Annotated in this window: 13 protein-coding genes; 5 read left to right on the forward strand and 8 right to left on the reverse strand. The window is 68.7% G+C overall.

Annotated features, from left to right (window positions below; genetic code table 11):
* The coding region (locus AB0I52_RS10035; RefSeq protein ID WP_363070761.1) for an HAD-IC family P-type ATPase at positions 1-824 on the forward strand (824 nt) is incomplete at its 5' end.
* A gap of 551 nt (positions 825-1375) precedes the next feature.
* On the opposite strand, the gene AB0I52_RS10040 is transcribed toward AB0I52_RS10035, so the two are convergent.
* The 7 genes from AB0I52_RS10040 to AB0I52_RS10070 all read right to left on the reverse strand — a co-directional run bounded on the left by AB0I52_RS10040 (position 1376) and on the right by AB0I52_RS10070 (position 9749).
* Entirely contained in the window at positions 1376-2665 is a 1290-nt protein-coding gene (locus tag AB0I52_RS10040; protein ID WP_363070763.1) for a citrate synthase, read from the reverse strand.
* A gap of 129 nt (positions 2666-2794) precedes the next feature.
* Complete coding sequence (locus AB0I52_RS10045) at positions 2795-5116, reverse strand: ATP-dependent RecD-like DNA helicase (protein WP_363070988.1); 2322 nt, start codon at positions 5114-5116, stop codon at positions 2795-2797.
* 333 nt (positions 5117-5449) lie between these two features.
* On the reverse strand, positions 5450-6037 hold the full coding sequence (locus AB0I52_RS10050) for a hypothetical protein (RefSeq protein WP_363070765.1): 588 nt from the start codon (positions 6035-6037) through the stop codon (positions 5450-5452).
* Positions 6038-6762: 725 nt separating this feature from the next.
* Positions 6763-7791 (reverse strand): CU044_5270 family protein, encoded by a 1029-nt coding sequence (locus tag AB0I52_RS10055; protein ID WP_363070767.1) that lies wholly within the window; start codon positions 7789-7791, stop codon positions 6763-6765.
* Positions 7788-8414: an RNA polymerase sigma factor gene (locus tag AB0I52_RS10060; protein WP_363070769.1), complete on the reverse strand. Its 627-nt coding sequence runs from the start codon at positions 8412-8414 to the stop codon at positions 7788-7790. Before AB0I52_RS10060 ends, AB0I52_RS10055 begins: the two co-directional genes overlap by 4 nt.
* 118 nt (positions 8415-8532) lie before the next feature.
* Positions 8533-9003, reverse strand: coding sequence for a hypothetical protein (locus AB0I52_RS10065; protein ID WP_363070771.1), 471 nt, complete (start codon positions 9001-9003; stop codon positions 8533-8535).
* A gap of 89 nt (positions 9004-9092) precedes the next feature.
* Positions 9093-9749, reverse strand: a complete 657-nt coding sequence (locus AB0I52_RS10070) for an NAD(P)H-binding protein (protein WP_363070772.1) — start codon at positions 9747-9749, stop codon at positions 9093-9095.
* A 125-nt stretch (positions 9750-9874) separates the two neighbouring features.
* Between AB0I52_RS10070 and AB0I52_RS10075 the strand changes: the two genes are divergently transcribed.
* The 3 genes from AB0I52_RS10075 (at position 9875) to AB0I52_RS10085 (ending at position 11632) form a co-directional block, all read left to right on the forward strand.
* Positions 9875-10228: a helix-turn-helix domain-containing protein gene (locus AB0I52_RS10075; RefSeq protein ID WP_363070990.1), complete on the forward strand. Its 354-nt coding sequence runs from the start codon at positions 9875-9877 to the stop codon at positions 10226-10228.
* Between the two features lie 160 nt (positions 10229-10388).
* Positions 10389-10919: a hypothetical protein gene (locus tag AB0I52_RS10080; protein ID WP_363070774.1), complete on the forward strand. Its 531-nt coding sequence runs from the start codon at positions 10389-10391 to the stop codon at positions 10917-10919.
* 485 nt (positions 10920-11404) lie between these two features.
* Complete coding sequence (locus tag AB0I52_RS10085; protein WP_363070776.1) at positions 11405-11632, forward strand: DUF397 domain-containing protein; 228 nt, start codon at positions 11405-11407, stop codon at positions 11630-11632.
* 488 nt (positions 11633-12120) lie between these two features.
* Here the strand turns inward: AB0I52_RS10085 and AB0I52_RS10090 are convergent, their stop codons facing one another.
* A complete protein-coding gene (locus AB0I52_RS10090; protein ID WP_363070778.1) occupies positions 12121-13563 on the reverse strand; it encodes an amidase in 1443 nt (480 codons plus the stop codon).
* 90 nt (positions 13564-13653) lie between these two features.
* On the opposite strand from AB0I52_RS10090, the gene AB0I52_RS10095 reads away from it, so the two are divergent.
* Positions 13654-14289 carry a TetR family transcriptional regulator C-terminal domain-containing protein gene (locus AB0I52_RS10095; RefSeq protein WP_363070780.1) on the forward strand — a complete coding sequence of 212 codons (636 nt, stop codon included), beginning with the start codon at positions 13654-13656 and terminating at the stop codon, positions 14287-14289.
* Positions 14290-14400 lie beyond the last annotated feature (111 nt).

A 14400-nucleotide genomic window follows, 5' to 3' on the forward strand; every position in this document is an offset into this window, starting at 1 on the left:
CCCTCGAACACGCCTCCGAACACCCCATCGCCCAGGCCGTCGCCACCGGAGCCGCCGAACGCACCGGCGCACCACTCCCCACCCCCGAGGACTTCACCAACGTCCCCGGACTCGGCGTCCAGGGCGTCATCGAGGGCCACGCCGTCCTCGTCGGCCGCGAACAACTGCTCGCCCAGTGGGAAATCCACCTCCCCGACGAACTCGCGCGCCGCAAGGCCGAGGCGGAGACCGCAGGCCGCACAGCGATCACCGTCGCCTGGGACGGCGAAGCACGCGCCGTCCTCGAAGTCGCCGACGCCGTCAAGGACACCAGCGCCGAAGCCATCACGAAGCTCCGCGCACTCGGCCTCACACCCATCCTGCTCACCGGCGACAACCGCGCCGTGGCAGAGTCGGTGGCCCGCGCGGTCGGGATCGACGAGGTCCGGGCCGAGGTGCTTCCCGAGGAGAAGGCGCACGTCATCAAGGGGTTGCAGGCCGAGGGACGTGCCGTCGCGATGGTCGGCGACGGGGTCAACGACGCCGCCGCACTGGCCACCGCCGACCTCGGTCTGGCGATGGGCACCGGCACCGACGCGGCCATCGAGGCGAGCGATCTGACGCTCGTTCGTGGAGATCTCAAGGTGGCCGCCGACGCCATCCGGCTCTCCCGGCGCACCCTGGCCACCATCAGGGGCAACCTTTTCTGGGCATTCGGTTACAACGTTGCCGCTCTACCCCTTGCGGCATTTGGCCTGCTCAACCCTATGATTGCGGGAGCGGCGATGGCCTTCTCCTCGGTCTTCGTCGTAACGAACAGCCTGCGCTTGAGGTCCTTCACGTAACTTCCACAAAGAGATCCAGATCACATCGATTATGGGGTAACCATTCGGTGGGTTCGCGAGTCTAAGAGTGCGATGCCAAGGGATGTCTTGGGGGACATCCGACGGAGGGTCTTGGGGGACGCTCCGGGGCAAGCGTTGGCCGGGGCACGTGCACCGGGGAGCTTTGAGCGGCCCTCCCGTCGGTACGTACCCCGGCAGACCGCCGGCAGGCAGGCTGTACGAGGACGGCTGTACGAGAGGCAAGCGCAGGACACGCAGTACCCGAGGAACACCCAGGAGCTTCGGCTCCCACAGAACGCCCGGCCGGATCCCGTGGGGGGAATCCGCTCCGGGATATGGGAAGCGCCTCGCTGTCGGCCCGTGGGGGGATCGATGGCGGGGCGCTTCTCGCATGTCCGGACGCGTCCGGCCCAAGCAGTAAACCCGGGCAGTACCGCGTCCGGGCAAGCAAATCGCCCCGGACCCCGCGCTCTGTGCGAAAGCGCGGCAGTCGGGGCGAAGGCAACCGGCCGAGAGGGCCCGGGGTGATGCGGGGGGGGGTGGTCCGGGGCTCAGCGGCCCTCGGCCGGGACGAAGTCGCGCAGGACCTCGCCGGTGTAGATCTGGCGCGGGCGGCCGATGCGGGAACCCGGCTCCTTGATCATCTCGTGCCACTGGGCGATCCAGCCCGGCAGCCGGCCGATCGCGAAGAGCACCGTGAACATCTCGCTCGGGAAGCCCATGGCCCGGTAGATCAGACCGGTGTAGAAGTCCACGTTGGGGTAGAGGTTGCGCGAGACGAAGTACTCGTCGGAGAGCGCGTGCTCCTCCAGCTTGAGCGCGATGTCGAGCAGCTCGTCGGACTTGCCGAGCGAGGACAGCACATCGTGGGCCGCGGCCTTAATAATCTTGGCGCGCGGGTCGAAGGACTTGTACACCCGGTGGCCGAAGCCCATCAGGCGGACGCCGTCCTCCTTGTTCTTCACCTTGCTGATGAAGGAGTCGACGTCGCCACCGTTGGCCTGGATGCCCTCGAGCATCTCCAGCACCGACTGGTTGGCGCCACCGTGCAGGGGCCCCCACAGCGCCGAGATACCGGCGGAGATCGAGGCGAACATGTTCGCCTGCGAGGAGCCGACCAGACGCACGGTGGAGGTCGAACAGTTCTGCTCGTGGTCCGCGTGCAGAATGAGCAGCTTCTCCAGCGCCGAGACGACGACCGGGTCCGGCACGTACTCCTGGGCGGGGACCGAGAAGGTCATGCGCAGGAAGTTCTCGACGTAACCGAGGTCGTTGCGCGGGTAGACGAACGGGTGACCGATCGACTTCTTGTACGCGTACGCCGCGATGGTCGGCAGCTTGGCCAGCAGCCGGATCGTCGAGAGGTGACGCTGCTCCTCGTCGAACGGGTTGTGGCTGTCCTGGTAGAACGTGGACAGCGCGCTGACGACCGAGGACAGCATGGCCATCGGGTGGGCGTCGCGCGGGAAGCCGTCGAAGAACCGCTTGACGTCCTCGTGCAGCAGCGTGTGCTGGGTGATCTCGTTCTTGAAGGCCGACAGCTCGTCGACCTTCGGAAGCTCACCGTTGATGAGCGTGTACGCGACTTCGAGGAACGTCGATTGCTCGGCGAGCTGCTCGATCGGGTAGCCGCGGTACCGCAGGATGCCCTGCTCGCCATCGAGGTAGGTGATGGCCGATTTATACGCAGCGGTGTTGCCGTATCCGCTGTCCAGCGTCACCAGGCCGGTGTTCGCCCGGAGCTTCCCGATGTCGAAGCCCTTGTCGCCGACGGTGCTGTCGATCACCGGGTAGGTGTACTCGCCATCGCCGTACCGCAGTACTACAGAGTTGTCGCTCACGTCATCCCTCACCGACGTAGTGCCTCTTCTTCGAGGTTCCCTGACTGTCTCTACCCTCCCCCATTTGGCTCAGGAGAGTGCACTCGGGGTCGTCCATTGGACCTACTCGCGGCACTGAGTGCCGCGAACTTATTCATCCTGCCCCCTTGACTGCGGTTCCGGAAGCCCTCCGTGATGTTTCCCACCGATTTGATCGATCATTTTTTCGGCGGATCCTCCTTCCGGACCTCCCCGCAGCCGGTAATCCAGCGCTGTACAGCGTCTGCCTGCGGAAACCGTGCGGACCGCCTGTCCGATCGCCTGCCGGGAGCCGACCAGCACGACGAGCTTCTTGGCTCTCGTCACAGCCGTATAGAGCAGGTTCCGCTGGAGCATCATCCAGGCGCTCTTGGTGACCGGGATGACGACGGCCGGGTACTCGCTGCCCTGGGAGCGGTGGATCGTCATGGCGTACGCGTGGGACAGCTCGTCGAGCTCGTCGAAGTCGTACGGGATCTCCTCGTCCTCGTCCGTGAGGACGGTCAGCTTCTGCTCGTCGACGTCGAGGGCGGTGACCACGCCGACCGTGCCGTTGAAGACCCCGTTCTCGCCCTTGTCGTAGTTGTTGCGGATCTGGGTGACCTTGTCGCCCACCCGGAACACCCGGCCGCCGAACCGCTTCTCGGGCAGATCGGGGCGGGCGGGCGTGATGGCCTGCTGGAGCAGACCGTTGAGATGGCCCGCACCGGCCGGACCTCGGTGCATGGGAGCGAGTACCTGCACGTCACGGCGGGGGTTCAGACCGAACTTCGCGGGGATGCGGCGGGCCGCGACATCGACCGCGAGCACGCCCGCGTCCTCCGTCTCGTCCGCCACGAAGAGGAAGAAGTCGCTGAGCCCCTGAGTGAGCGGCGGTACGCCGGAGTTGATCCGGTGGGCGTTGGTGACGACGCCGGACTGCTGGGCCTGGCGGAAGATGGTGGTCAGCCGGACCGCCGGGACGGGGCCGCCGTCGGCGAGCAGATCCCGCAGCACCTCCCCCGCACCGACCGACGGCAGCTGGTCGACGTCCCCGACGAGCAGCAGATGGGCACCGGGTGCCACCGCCTTGACGAGCTTGTTGGCGAGCAGCAGATCGAGCATCGACGCCTCGTCGACGACGACCAGATCGGCGTCCAGCGGGCGGTCCCGGTCGTACGCCGCGTCGCCGCCCGGCTTCAGTTCGAGCAGCCGGTGCACGGTGGAGGCCTCGGCCCCGGTCAGCTCGGAGAGCCGCTTCGCCGCCCGGCCGGTCGGCGCGGCGAGCACCACCTTGGCCTTCTTGGCGCGCGCCAGCTCCACGATGGACCGGACGGTGAACGACTTCCCGCAGCCGGGCCCACCGGTCAGCACGGCGACCTTCCGGCTGAGCGCGAGCCGCACGGCGGCCTCCTGCTCGGGCGCCAGCTTCGCTCCGGTCCGGCCCGCGAGCCATTTCAGGGCCTTGTCCCAGTCCACGTCACCGAAGGCCGGCATCCGCTCCTCCGGCGTCCGCAGCAGCCTGCGCACCTGGGCGGCGAGGGCGATCTCGGCCCGGTGGAAGGGCACCAGATAGACGGCGGTGACCGGCTCGCCGCCCTCCGGCGAGGGCACCTTCTCCCGTACGACGCCCTCCGGGTCCTCGGCCAGTTCGGCGAGGCACTCGATGACAAGGCCGGTGTCCACCTGGAGCAGCTTCACCGCGTCGGCGATCAGCCGTTCCTCGGGGAGGAAGCAGTGGCCCTGGTCGGTGGACTGCGACAGCGCGTACTGGAGTCCGGCCTTGACCCGCTCCGGGCTGTCGTGCGGGATGCCGACCGCCTGGGCGATCTTGTCGGCGGTGAGGAAGCCGATGCCCCAGACGTCGGCGGCCAGCCGGTAGGGCTGGTTCTTCACGACGGAGATCGAGGCGTCGTCGTACTTCTTGTAGATACGGACGGCGATGGAGGTCGAGACGCCGACGCCCTGGAGGAAGACCATGACCTCCTTGATCGCCTTCTGTTCCTCCCAGGCGGCGGCGATCATCTTCGTCCGCTTCGGGCCGAGGCCGGGGACCTCGACGAGGCGCTTGGGCTGCTGCTCGATGATGTCGAGGGTGTCGACGCCGAAGTGGGTGGTGATCCGGTCGGCCATCACCGGACCGATGCCCTTGATCAGGCCGGAGCCGAGGTAGCGGCGGATGCCCTGGATGGTGGCGGGCAGGATCGTCGTGTAGTTCTCGACGGTGAACTGCTTGCCGTACTGCGAGTGCGAGCCCCAGCGCCCCTCCATCCGCAGCGACTCGCCGGGCTGTGCGCCCAGCAGCGAGCCGACCACGGTGAGCAGATCGTTGGCGCCGCGTCCGGTGTCGACGCGGGCGACCGTGTACCCGTTCTCCTCGTTGGCGTAGGTGATCCGCTCAAGGACCCCTTCGAGGACGGCCATGTTCGGTTTGGACGACGCCGTGGAGGACATGGTGGACATGCCCGTGACGGTACCGGGCGGCGCTGACATCGTGGAGGCCCACCCGAGGGGCGGCAACTGAGCCGAAGCTCAGGAGATGTCACCAGCGGGGTCGGATGAGCCGGCGAACGGGATCGGTCGAAGCAGCCCGACCGTCACCGGGGAGGCGTGTTACTTGTCACGTACGGTTCGTCGGCGGCCTTCCTGTCACCGGTCAAAGCGTGACTTGAGCCGGCCTTGCCGGGATGCTTGGTGAGCAGACCTCGGCATGCGGACCTGCACGCGACGCACTCGGCTCGAGAGGGATGTCCCCTTCACCAGCCCACCCCACCAGCACTTCGCGTGTCAGTTGGTCTCGTCAGGGGCGGGAGTGGTGCCGGGTGGTGTCCGGCCCGGGGCCGTGCCTCCGGGGTCGCCGTCGGGCGGTGGCAGTGCGTGCTGAGCGCGGAGCATGTCGGCTTGTGCTCGCAGGAGTTCGGCCTGGGCCCGTACCTTTTCGGCGTCAGCCGTTCCACGTGACTGGGTGAACTGAGCGAGGCCGCTCAGGATTGACTTCGTCAGAACACCGATCATCGTTCCGATGCTGACGATTGCCACCACAGCAGTCGGTGCATCGCCGGGCCCCAGGCGCTGGGTCTGCCAGTCGGAGAGCAGAGTGCGGCTACTCCAGATCGCAGCGAGAAACAGAAGGGCGAGGAATACAGGGCCGAGGACGGCTGCGCGCCGTTTGGGGGAGACCTGGGCGAGGCAAGCGCCTGCGACGCCCAGTGCGGTAAGTACGAGAAGCGCGCGCAGAACCCAGCGCTGTACCTCCAACCCGAGCACCATGCCTTCCCCGGACACCACCCCAACGCTGAGACCTGCAAAGACGATGAGCCCACACACTCCCGAGGTGAGCCAGGCAGCCTTGACCCACCTTGTTCGCTCGTCCATTTGGACATCATGACTGCTGTGAAGCACTCCCATGGCACATTCGCTTCGGTCCCAAGCCGGTGCCTCCTGGCCGGATGCCTTCGACAGGCCCTAGCAACTGGGACGAAGCATGGGTCTTCCGCGACCGCGGCGAGAGGCCGGGGCAGTTGACGGACACGAGCGCCGGGCCGCAGCCTCGACCCCCCTGGGAGAGCGAGCCGCTCGCCGGACTTGTCCTGCGGTTTTCACACCGCCTGCGTGTCTCTCATCGAGCCGGCTCGCTGACCGGCCTCCGCAGGACTCGATTCCACGCCGCCAGAGCCGTGTTGTCCCCGGCCCTGACTCCGCCACAGGCCGGCGGCTTCGCCACCACGACAACGCTCACCCCCGGCGAAGTCGTCGCGATGACTGCCGGGCTCGACACCCAAGCCGAACAACTGGCGAAGGCGATCAAACGCCGCACAAGCGCAGATGGACCAGCAGGACCGCGTCCGGAGGATCTTCAAGCCGTTCGAGGACGCCCGCACGGAGGCCGAAGAACAAGAAGGCACCGGCACTTGGGCGGGCGCCGAGACCGGACCGACCGGGGAGGAACGGGCAGAGGTCGAAGCAATCCTCCGCCGGGTCCGCGCAGGAAAACCTTCTCCCCGTCACCTCCTTGACGCCTTCTCCCGCCGCGGCCGGTGTCGGCGAGTGCGTGCTCCGGTGAGTACGCCCCCAGCGACACCGGCCGCGGCGGCGGCTCCTTAAGGGCGCTGCCCCTTCGCGTCCACCACGGCGCGGTCGAGGACGGCACGGGTGAACATCACCTGGCCGGCCTCGATGCTGTCGGTGGCCTTCGTCGCGACGCTGCGGCTGCCGATGAGTTCCAGGGTCTTCCTGTCGAAGATCAGCTCGTCACGGACCCCGTCGTTGTACGCGTCGTAACGGGTGACGGCCACGCCGTGGCGACCGGCCGCGTTCACGGCGTCAGGCACCACGACCACCCCCCGGATCTTCGCGGCGGCGCGGAAGAGGGCGGCGCCGACGTCCGGCGGCATCAGTGACTCGTCGAGGAGAGCCCCGACGCGTACGAACGCGTCCTGGTCGGAATTCCGCCCCTCGTCCCCCGAGCCCCCGGGGTCCGCCTGGGAGCGGAGCCACTTCAGCATCGCGTCCGTGGTGGTGGGCAGGGTCTGGAGGTGCCGGTAGTTGGTGCTCTCCCGGTAGCCGGGCCTGCCGGGCGCGGGGTCATGTTCCAACTCCTCGTTGTCCAAGCCGCCGCCCGGTTCACGGAGCAGCCCCGGGCGGGTCCCGTCGACGGACAGCCACACCTCGCGCCCGTGCAGGGCGGCGAGCTTCGTCTCGACTCCCTCCCCCACGGTGGCGGCGGCCACCGTGCTGCGGATGTAGACGAACTGGTCGTCGCGGACGTTGTTTCCCGCCGGTGAGTGCGCCGCGACCGTCGCGATGCGGTCGAGCAGCTCGGCCGCCCCGCCGGTGGTGTCACCGTTCACCTCGGGAGCGAACGCGTAGGTCGCCCTGCCGTCCTTTCCCACCGGTGCCGCCGAACCGTCCGAACCGGTCACCGCGATCCCCGCGATGACCGCGAGAGTGAGCGCTCCCGCGAACGCCGGGCCGGCGACGGCCGGCCGGAGCCACTTCGTGCGGCGGGCGGCCTGCTGGTCCTCGTCCCCTGCGGGGGTCTGCCGGATCTCGCGCATCAGGTGCTCCTTGAGATGACGGTGACGGCCCGGCGGAAGGTCCTTCTCGGGGAGCGACGTGGTGTCGTTCATCGGTTTCCCTCCTGGATGGGCTGGGCCGCGTGGGTGCGGCCATCTCTCACCTGTCGCGGGCGGCCGAACGGTTCCCCGTTTCCGGTGACCTTTCCGGCGGCCTTCGCGAGTTTCCTCCTGGCTCTGGAGAGCCGGGAGCGCACCGTGCCCCGGGGGATCCCGAGCGCCTCGGCGGCGGCCGCGTAGTCGAACCCGGACCACACGCAGAGCGCGAGCACCTCCCGTTCGCCACGTCGAAGGGTGTCCAGGGCCAGCCGTACGGCGGCCAGCAGTTCGGCGTCGTCGACCCGGCTCGCGACCTCGTCGGCGAAGTCGCTCACCGGGCTCGCCGGAGGCAGCCGCGCCATCGCCGTTGCATGCCGGCCTGCCGCGCGCCGGGTGTTGCGCACGACGTTCGTCGCGATCCCCAGCAGCCAGGGGCGCACCGACCCGCCTTCGGCGTCCACCCGGCCGCGCAGCCGCCAGGCTTCGAGGAACGTCAACGAGACGGCGTCCTCGGCAGTCGACCAGTCGCCCGTCAGCTGGTACGCGTGGTTGTACACGGAGCGTGCATACCGGTCGAACAACTCCGCGAAGGCGTCGTCGTCCCCGTCCCGGATCCGGGCCCGCAGTTGTCTCTCCATGTCCTCTGACCTGTCCGGGAGTTCAGGGGTGGTTCCCGTGACCCGCTTCACAGCAGCGGCGGTCGGCGCCCGTTGTCGATGAAGCCGGTCAACGGCGGAGAGTGGCGGCTGACTCGTCCTACTTGAACTTGTACGAGCAGGGCTTGCCCGCGCCCTCCTTGGTCTCGACGACCGTCTTGCCGTCGACGGTGATCGAGCACGCTGCCGCGACGAGCTTGCCGTCGGGCCGGGTCACGTTGCCGGGTGTGAGGATCACCAGCCGGCCGACCTTGCGTTCGGCGCCCCGCGCGGCGATGGTGGCTGTCTTCTTCCAGGGAAGGGTCACCTGCTCGAAGTTGTCTTCATCGAGGGTGTACATGACGGAGCCTGTACCTGTGCCCCTGACCTCGATCGTCACCTCGTGAGGGGTACCTTCCTCGACGGCATCACCGGAGTCCTCCGACGTGTGCGACGGCTGGACGGCGGGGCTCTTCGCCTTGCTCTCGGCCGGGGATTCGTCCGCGCCACCGCCGCCACCGCAGCCCGCCAGCAGGACCGCGGCCACGACGAAGGCAGCCCTGGTGAGTGTCTTGCGCATTACATCCCCCATGATCGTTCTCCCCTGGCGGTGTTCGGCCCGCCAGGGATCCTGGGAGATCCTAAACAGCTCCCGCTCTGCTCGATTCGGACGAGGGCGAGTCAGCCCGCCACCGCGGTCAGCGAGCGATGGTGCTTCGGGGCCTCGATCTCGTCGATCAGCGCGACCCCCAAGTCCGCGTAAGGGAAGGTGGTCTCGCCGTCAGCGGCGGGCAACACCTCGTTCCCGCCGATCCGGTAGTGGCCGGTCCGCGGGGCCTCGGCGTCCAGGAAGACGGGCGGCGGGGCGAGCACCAGCCAGTCGATCTCCGTCTGCGCCGCCCGGAGCACGTCGAGTTCCGCCGCATGCCCGAGGGAGAAGGCGAGCCCCTCCTCCGGGAAACCGGGGGCCTCGTGCACCGCCACTCCGGGCGCGACCTCCAGCGTGGAGCCGATCCCGATCAGCACCAGCCGGCCCACGCCCGCACGGCCCAGACCGTCCAGCAGGGCGTGCGCCGCGCGCACGTAGAACTCATCCGCCGGCATGTCGAGCCGGCCGGCGGCGCTGATCACCGCGTCATGCCCGGCGGCGACCTCCGCGACGCTGTCCGCCCGCGTGACGTCACCGGCGACCACGCTCACGCCGTCACCGGCCAGATCCCCGTACTTGGCCACGTCCCGCACGACCGCGGTGACCTGGTGGCCACGGGAGACAGCCTCGGCGACCGCGTGCCGGCCCGCGCGTCCGCCCGCTCCGAAGATGACGATCCTGCTGCTCATGGGTTTCCCCTCGACAAGGCCGACGGATCGTCGGCCGATGCCCCGGACGCTAGCTCCGGACCCCATGGTTTCCGCAACGATAGTTACGTACGCTCGCCAGGGTGAGCCAACCACTTGATCCCGAAATGTTCACGGCCTGCTCCCACACCGCTTCGCCTCTTCGACTCGGCGGCAAATGGACCCCGAAGATCATCAGGTGCCTGGAGGGCGGTCCGCGGCGCTTCTCCGAACTGGAGGTCCCGCTGCGCGGCATCACACCGAAGGTGCTGACCGAGACGCTGCGGTCGATGGAGCGGGACGCACTGATCACCCGTACCGTCCACGTGGGCGCCCCGGCCCCGGTCACCTACGCACTCACCGCGCTCGGCCGCACCCTGCTCGTACCCATGGCCGCCTGCTGCGCGTGGGCGGCGGAGCACCTGCCGACGCTGCTGGACGCACGGGACGCCCACGAGGGCCCGGCCGCTGCGCCGCGATGAGCTGGATGCCGGAAAGGTGCGCCTGATCAGCCATGCGCCCCTTCGGTCGGAGAGGTGCCCTCGTGGAGGTGAAGCGCGATGTCCAGTACAACTCCCCGTTCCTCAGGGGCGGCAGCCCTATACGGTGAGCGTTCTGCCAAACTGCCGAAAGGTACCGCCGATGCCCCGCCTCCGTGCTGTGACACTGCCGCTCATAGCCCTGATCACCGCTTCCGTGACCATGACCGGCTGCTCCTCGGACGACGATTCCGGGAAGAGCGGAGCGGACAACAGCGCAGGAAGTACCGCCGTCGGCACCCCGGCCGGTGATGCCGTGAAGGATTCGGGGAAGGGGACCGCCCATCTCACGTACAGCGGTGGCGACACCGGTGAGTTCACCATCAAGAGCGTGGCGTGTGCCGTGGTGAAGGGGAAGATCACCGCCATCACCGCTCCGGATGTCAGCGACACGAAGGCCTCCACGACACCGGCGTTCACCGCCGTCGTCACCGATGGAGAGGCGTTGGCCACGCTCGTCACGCCGGGCAGGAAGAGCTACGTCCACACCGCCGCGTCCGGGATCACCAGCCAGAAGACCAACGGCGCGTGGGTCGCCACCGTGGCCGGGGTGAAGCTGGGTCCGACCGACGTGGAAGGTGATTCGATCACCGTCGACGGCACCATCACCTGCGGGAGCGTGGCCGGTTCGTAACGGCTGTTCCCGCGCAGCGAGACGGGGTCGGGTCGCTCGACCGGACCCCACTCGTTTTCCCCGTCGGCCGGAGCTTCCCCATCCCCCGGAGGCCTTCGACGGCACGTCCGCTGAGCCCCCGTTCTGTCACATGTTCGCTGGGCTGAGCTGCATCAACAGGTTCCTTGACAGTCGGATGCCCCCACGCTGATCAGCCACTGGGAGGCGGGGCGGCGCCTGCCGAAGCCGGACGACGCTCGTCGCATCGGTATCGCGCTGAAGACGGATGGCTTTCTTCGTACGCCGGCCGGCCGACTCGGACTCGAAGTTCGCCCAGTTGGATGCCGCTCCGCTCGCTTACGTCGAGGGACTTCGCACCGGAAATCTGATGGACGATCCGGCGCTGGTAGAGGCCCGCCAGGCGTCCTGCACTCTCGCCCTGAGCGAGGTGGCCTTCCAACGGAATTCGGTGGCCTCCGTCAGAGCCATCGCAGAGGAGCACGAACATGCACAGCGTCAACCCGACCGTCGCTGATGCCGGAACGCTGACCGGATGGTTCAAGTCCAGCTACAGCGGAGGCTCCAACGGCGATTGCCTTGAGGTCGCCGACGGCTGCGCCGCCCTCCCCGTACGCGACAGCAAGGCCGGCTCGGCCGGGCCGGCCGCCGTCTTCTCCGCAGGCGGCTGGGCGTCGTTCGTCGCAGCGGTCAAGGACGGCCGACTCGTCGGCTGATCACACACGATGCACCGGTGAACTCGGCCTCACCGGGGTGCCGTTAACGAGCGGCAAACCAGGTGCCAAGTAGCCCGCTGGTAGCTTTCAGGGCTTCGTGACCTCGGTCTTCTTCGGCTGACAAGGGACGGTCTTGGCTCTGCGGGAGCGCCGCCGGCGACGTCGACGTGGATGTTGTCGCGGTCGACGCCGTGGCGCAGTAGTGCGTCGACCTGATGATCGGGGTTCCGGCCGGCCGTCGATGTGCGGCAGTAGCCAATGAGCATCGTCGGAATCCATCGGCAGGACCGTTCTCCGGCATTGATGGTCGACGCGAGTTGCCGACACCGCCCACCTGCGGGTTCGCGATCACTGCGCCGAGTGTCGACAGACGGTCGTTTGCCGACACTTCGACCGGGAAGGCCCGAGATCGGCGCGGCACGGACACTGCCTCCTCCGCGCCGCCCCTCGGCCCCTGGCCGTCCCTCTGCCCGCAGTCGTAGCACCGCCTACCGCGCGGCAGCCAGAACTCCCGGGCGAGGGTCGACCGGCGCGAGCACGCCGAGGCGGTCCTCGATCTGCTGGGCGGCGGCCAAGCACAGGTCTTCCCGGAAAGCGCGCCCGATGATCTGTACGCCGGACGGCAGTCCGTCGCTGACTCCGGTCGGTACGGCGACCGCGGGAACGCCCACAAAGCTGGTCACCGTGCACAGGCGCATGCCCTCGGCGACCCGTTCCCGTCCCGCTTCGTCGCGTGACTCCAGTCCCGGCTCGACGGGCGGCTCGGTGAATACCGGTCCGAGCAGCAGCGGGAACTCGTCGAGGAACTCCGCCCAGGAGCGGCGGATGCCGAGCCAGGTCCCCATCAGCTTCGTGAGCTCTGCGGCGTTCGCAGGCGGAGTCTTCTCCATGGCCATCTGGATGTAGCGGTCTCCACCTTCGCCGAGCAGTTTCCGCACCACTGGCCAGGTCGGCGCGAATTCGGTCACGGTGATCCGGCCGTATGCGTCGAGTGCCTCGTCCATCCGGGGAACGTCCGCCATCACCCGCACGTCGTACCCGGCGTCGCGCAACGCGTCCGATGCCGCTGCGACGGCCGCGCGGACCACGGGGTGGACGCCGTGGCCTCCGGGATCGGCGACAACCGCGACCTTGACCGGCCCCGGCAGCGGCTCGCCGTACAGGGGCACGGGTACGGCTCGCGGGTCCCGCGGGTCGGTCCCGGCCAGCGCCTCGTATGCCAGTCGCAGATCGGCGACGGTGCGGGCCAGGGGGCCGTCGGTGACCAGCATCTGTGAGGCCGGTCCGGGGTCGTCCGGGCCGAGGACGCGGTGGTCGGCGGGGAACCGTCCGGTGGTCGGCTTCAGCCCCGCCACGCCGCAGAACGAGGCGGGGATCCGTACTGATCCGCCGGAATCGTTGCCGAGACCGAGCGCGGCCATGCCGGTGGCGACGGCCACTCCGTCGCCGCCACTGGTGCCCCCCGGAGTCCGGCTCCGGTCCCACGGGTTGACGGTGTCGCCGAACAACTCGCTGCGGGTGTGCATCCCGGCCAGGATCAGGGTGGGCATGTTGCTGTGGCCGATCGGTATGGCCCCGGCCGCGCGGAGCCGGGCCACCGGGGGTGCGTCTGCCGACGCCACCAGGTCGCGGAAGCGTGACGTTCCGAGTGTGGTCGGCACCCCTTCGACAGGGGTGGACTCCTTCACCGTGAACGGCACGCCGGCCAGCGGCCCGAGTCCTTCGCCCGCTGCTCGCCGCCGGTCCGTCTGCGCCGCCGCCTCACGGGCTCGCTCGGCCATCAGCTGCGTGACCGCGTTGACCTGCGGGTTGACCTCAGCGATGCGTTCCAGGTGGCTGTCGACCAGTTCGAGGGCCGATATCTCACCGCCTCGGACCGCCTGCGCCTGGGCGGCGGCCGTCATTGCCCACAGGGCGTCATGCCTGATCATCGTGCTCCCTGTCCACATACGAAAGTGTTCGTGTCCGAACCATAGCCGGGAAGCGATACGATCGTATCGGAATAAGGAGGCCGACCACGCATGCCCAAACAGGTGGACTACGAAAGCCGACGCCGCCGGATCGCCGAGGCCGTCTGCCTCCTTGCCGACGAACACGGACCGGAGGGAGTGAGCATGCGCGACGTCGCCGCCCGCGCGCAGGTCTCCTTGGGCGCCGTTCAGCGCTGCTTCCGCAGCAAGGAGGAGATGCTCCTGTTCGCCGTCGGCCACGTCGGCGAACGCATCACCGAACGCGTGAGGGCCCGCCTGGCCGCAAGCCCGGCCCAGTCGGCCACCACCGCCCTGGGGCACGCGGCCAACGAGATCGCCCTGCTCCGCGAAGAACACCGTGCCGAAGCACGGATCTGGCTCGCATTCGTCGCCCAGGCCGCGGTCAACGAGCCCCTCGCCCGCCCGCTGAGAAACAGCTACGCGGCCCTCCAGAACCTCCTCGCCCGCCTCATCACGGAGGCCACCGAGAAGGGCCCGGCCGACGAAGGCACCGCACCGCCCGACCCGCAGTTCGAGGCTCGCACCCTGCTCGCCCTCGCCGACGGCCTCACCAGCCACGTGCTCATAGGCCACTTGACCGCAGAGGAAGCCGAGGAAGTCCTGCACACACACCTGACCGGCCTCTGGGAACGCCTCCGCGCCACCCGCCCCCGAACGGCCGTCTGACAGTCATGGTGCGCATTGCCTCGCGCCGTGCCATGTCGGCTGCACCGAACCGCCAGGGGCAGGGATGATCCGCTACAGGCGCCGGGCTGAGCCGCTTGTCCGTGTCAGGCG

It is taken from the genome of Streptomyces sp. NPDC050423, assembly GCF_040655445.1.
In the GTDB taxonomy this organism is placed as follows: Bacteria; Actinomycetota; Actinomycetes; order Streptomycetales; family Streptomycetaceae; genus Streptomyces.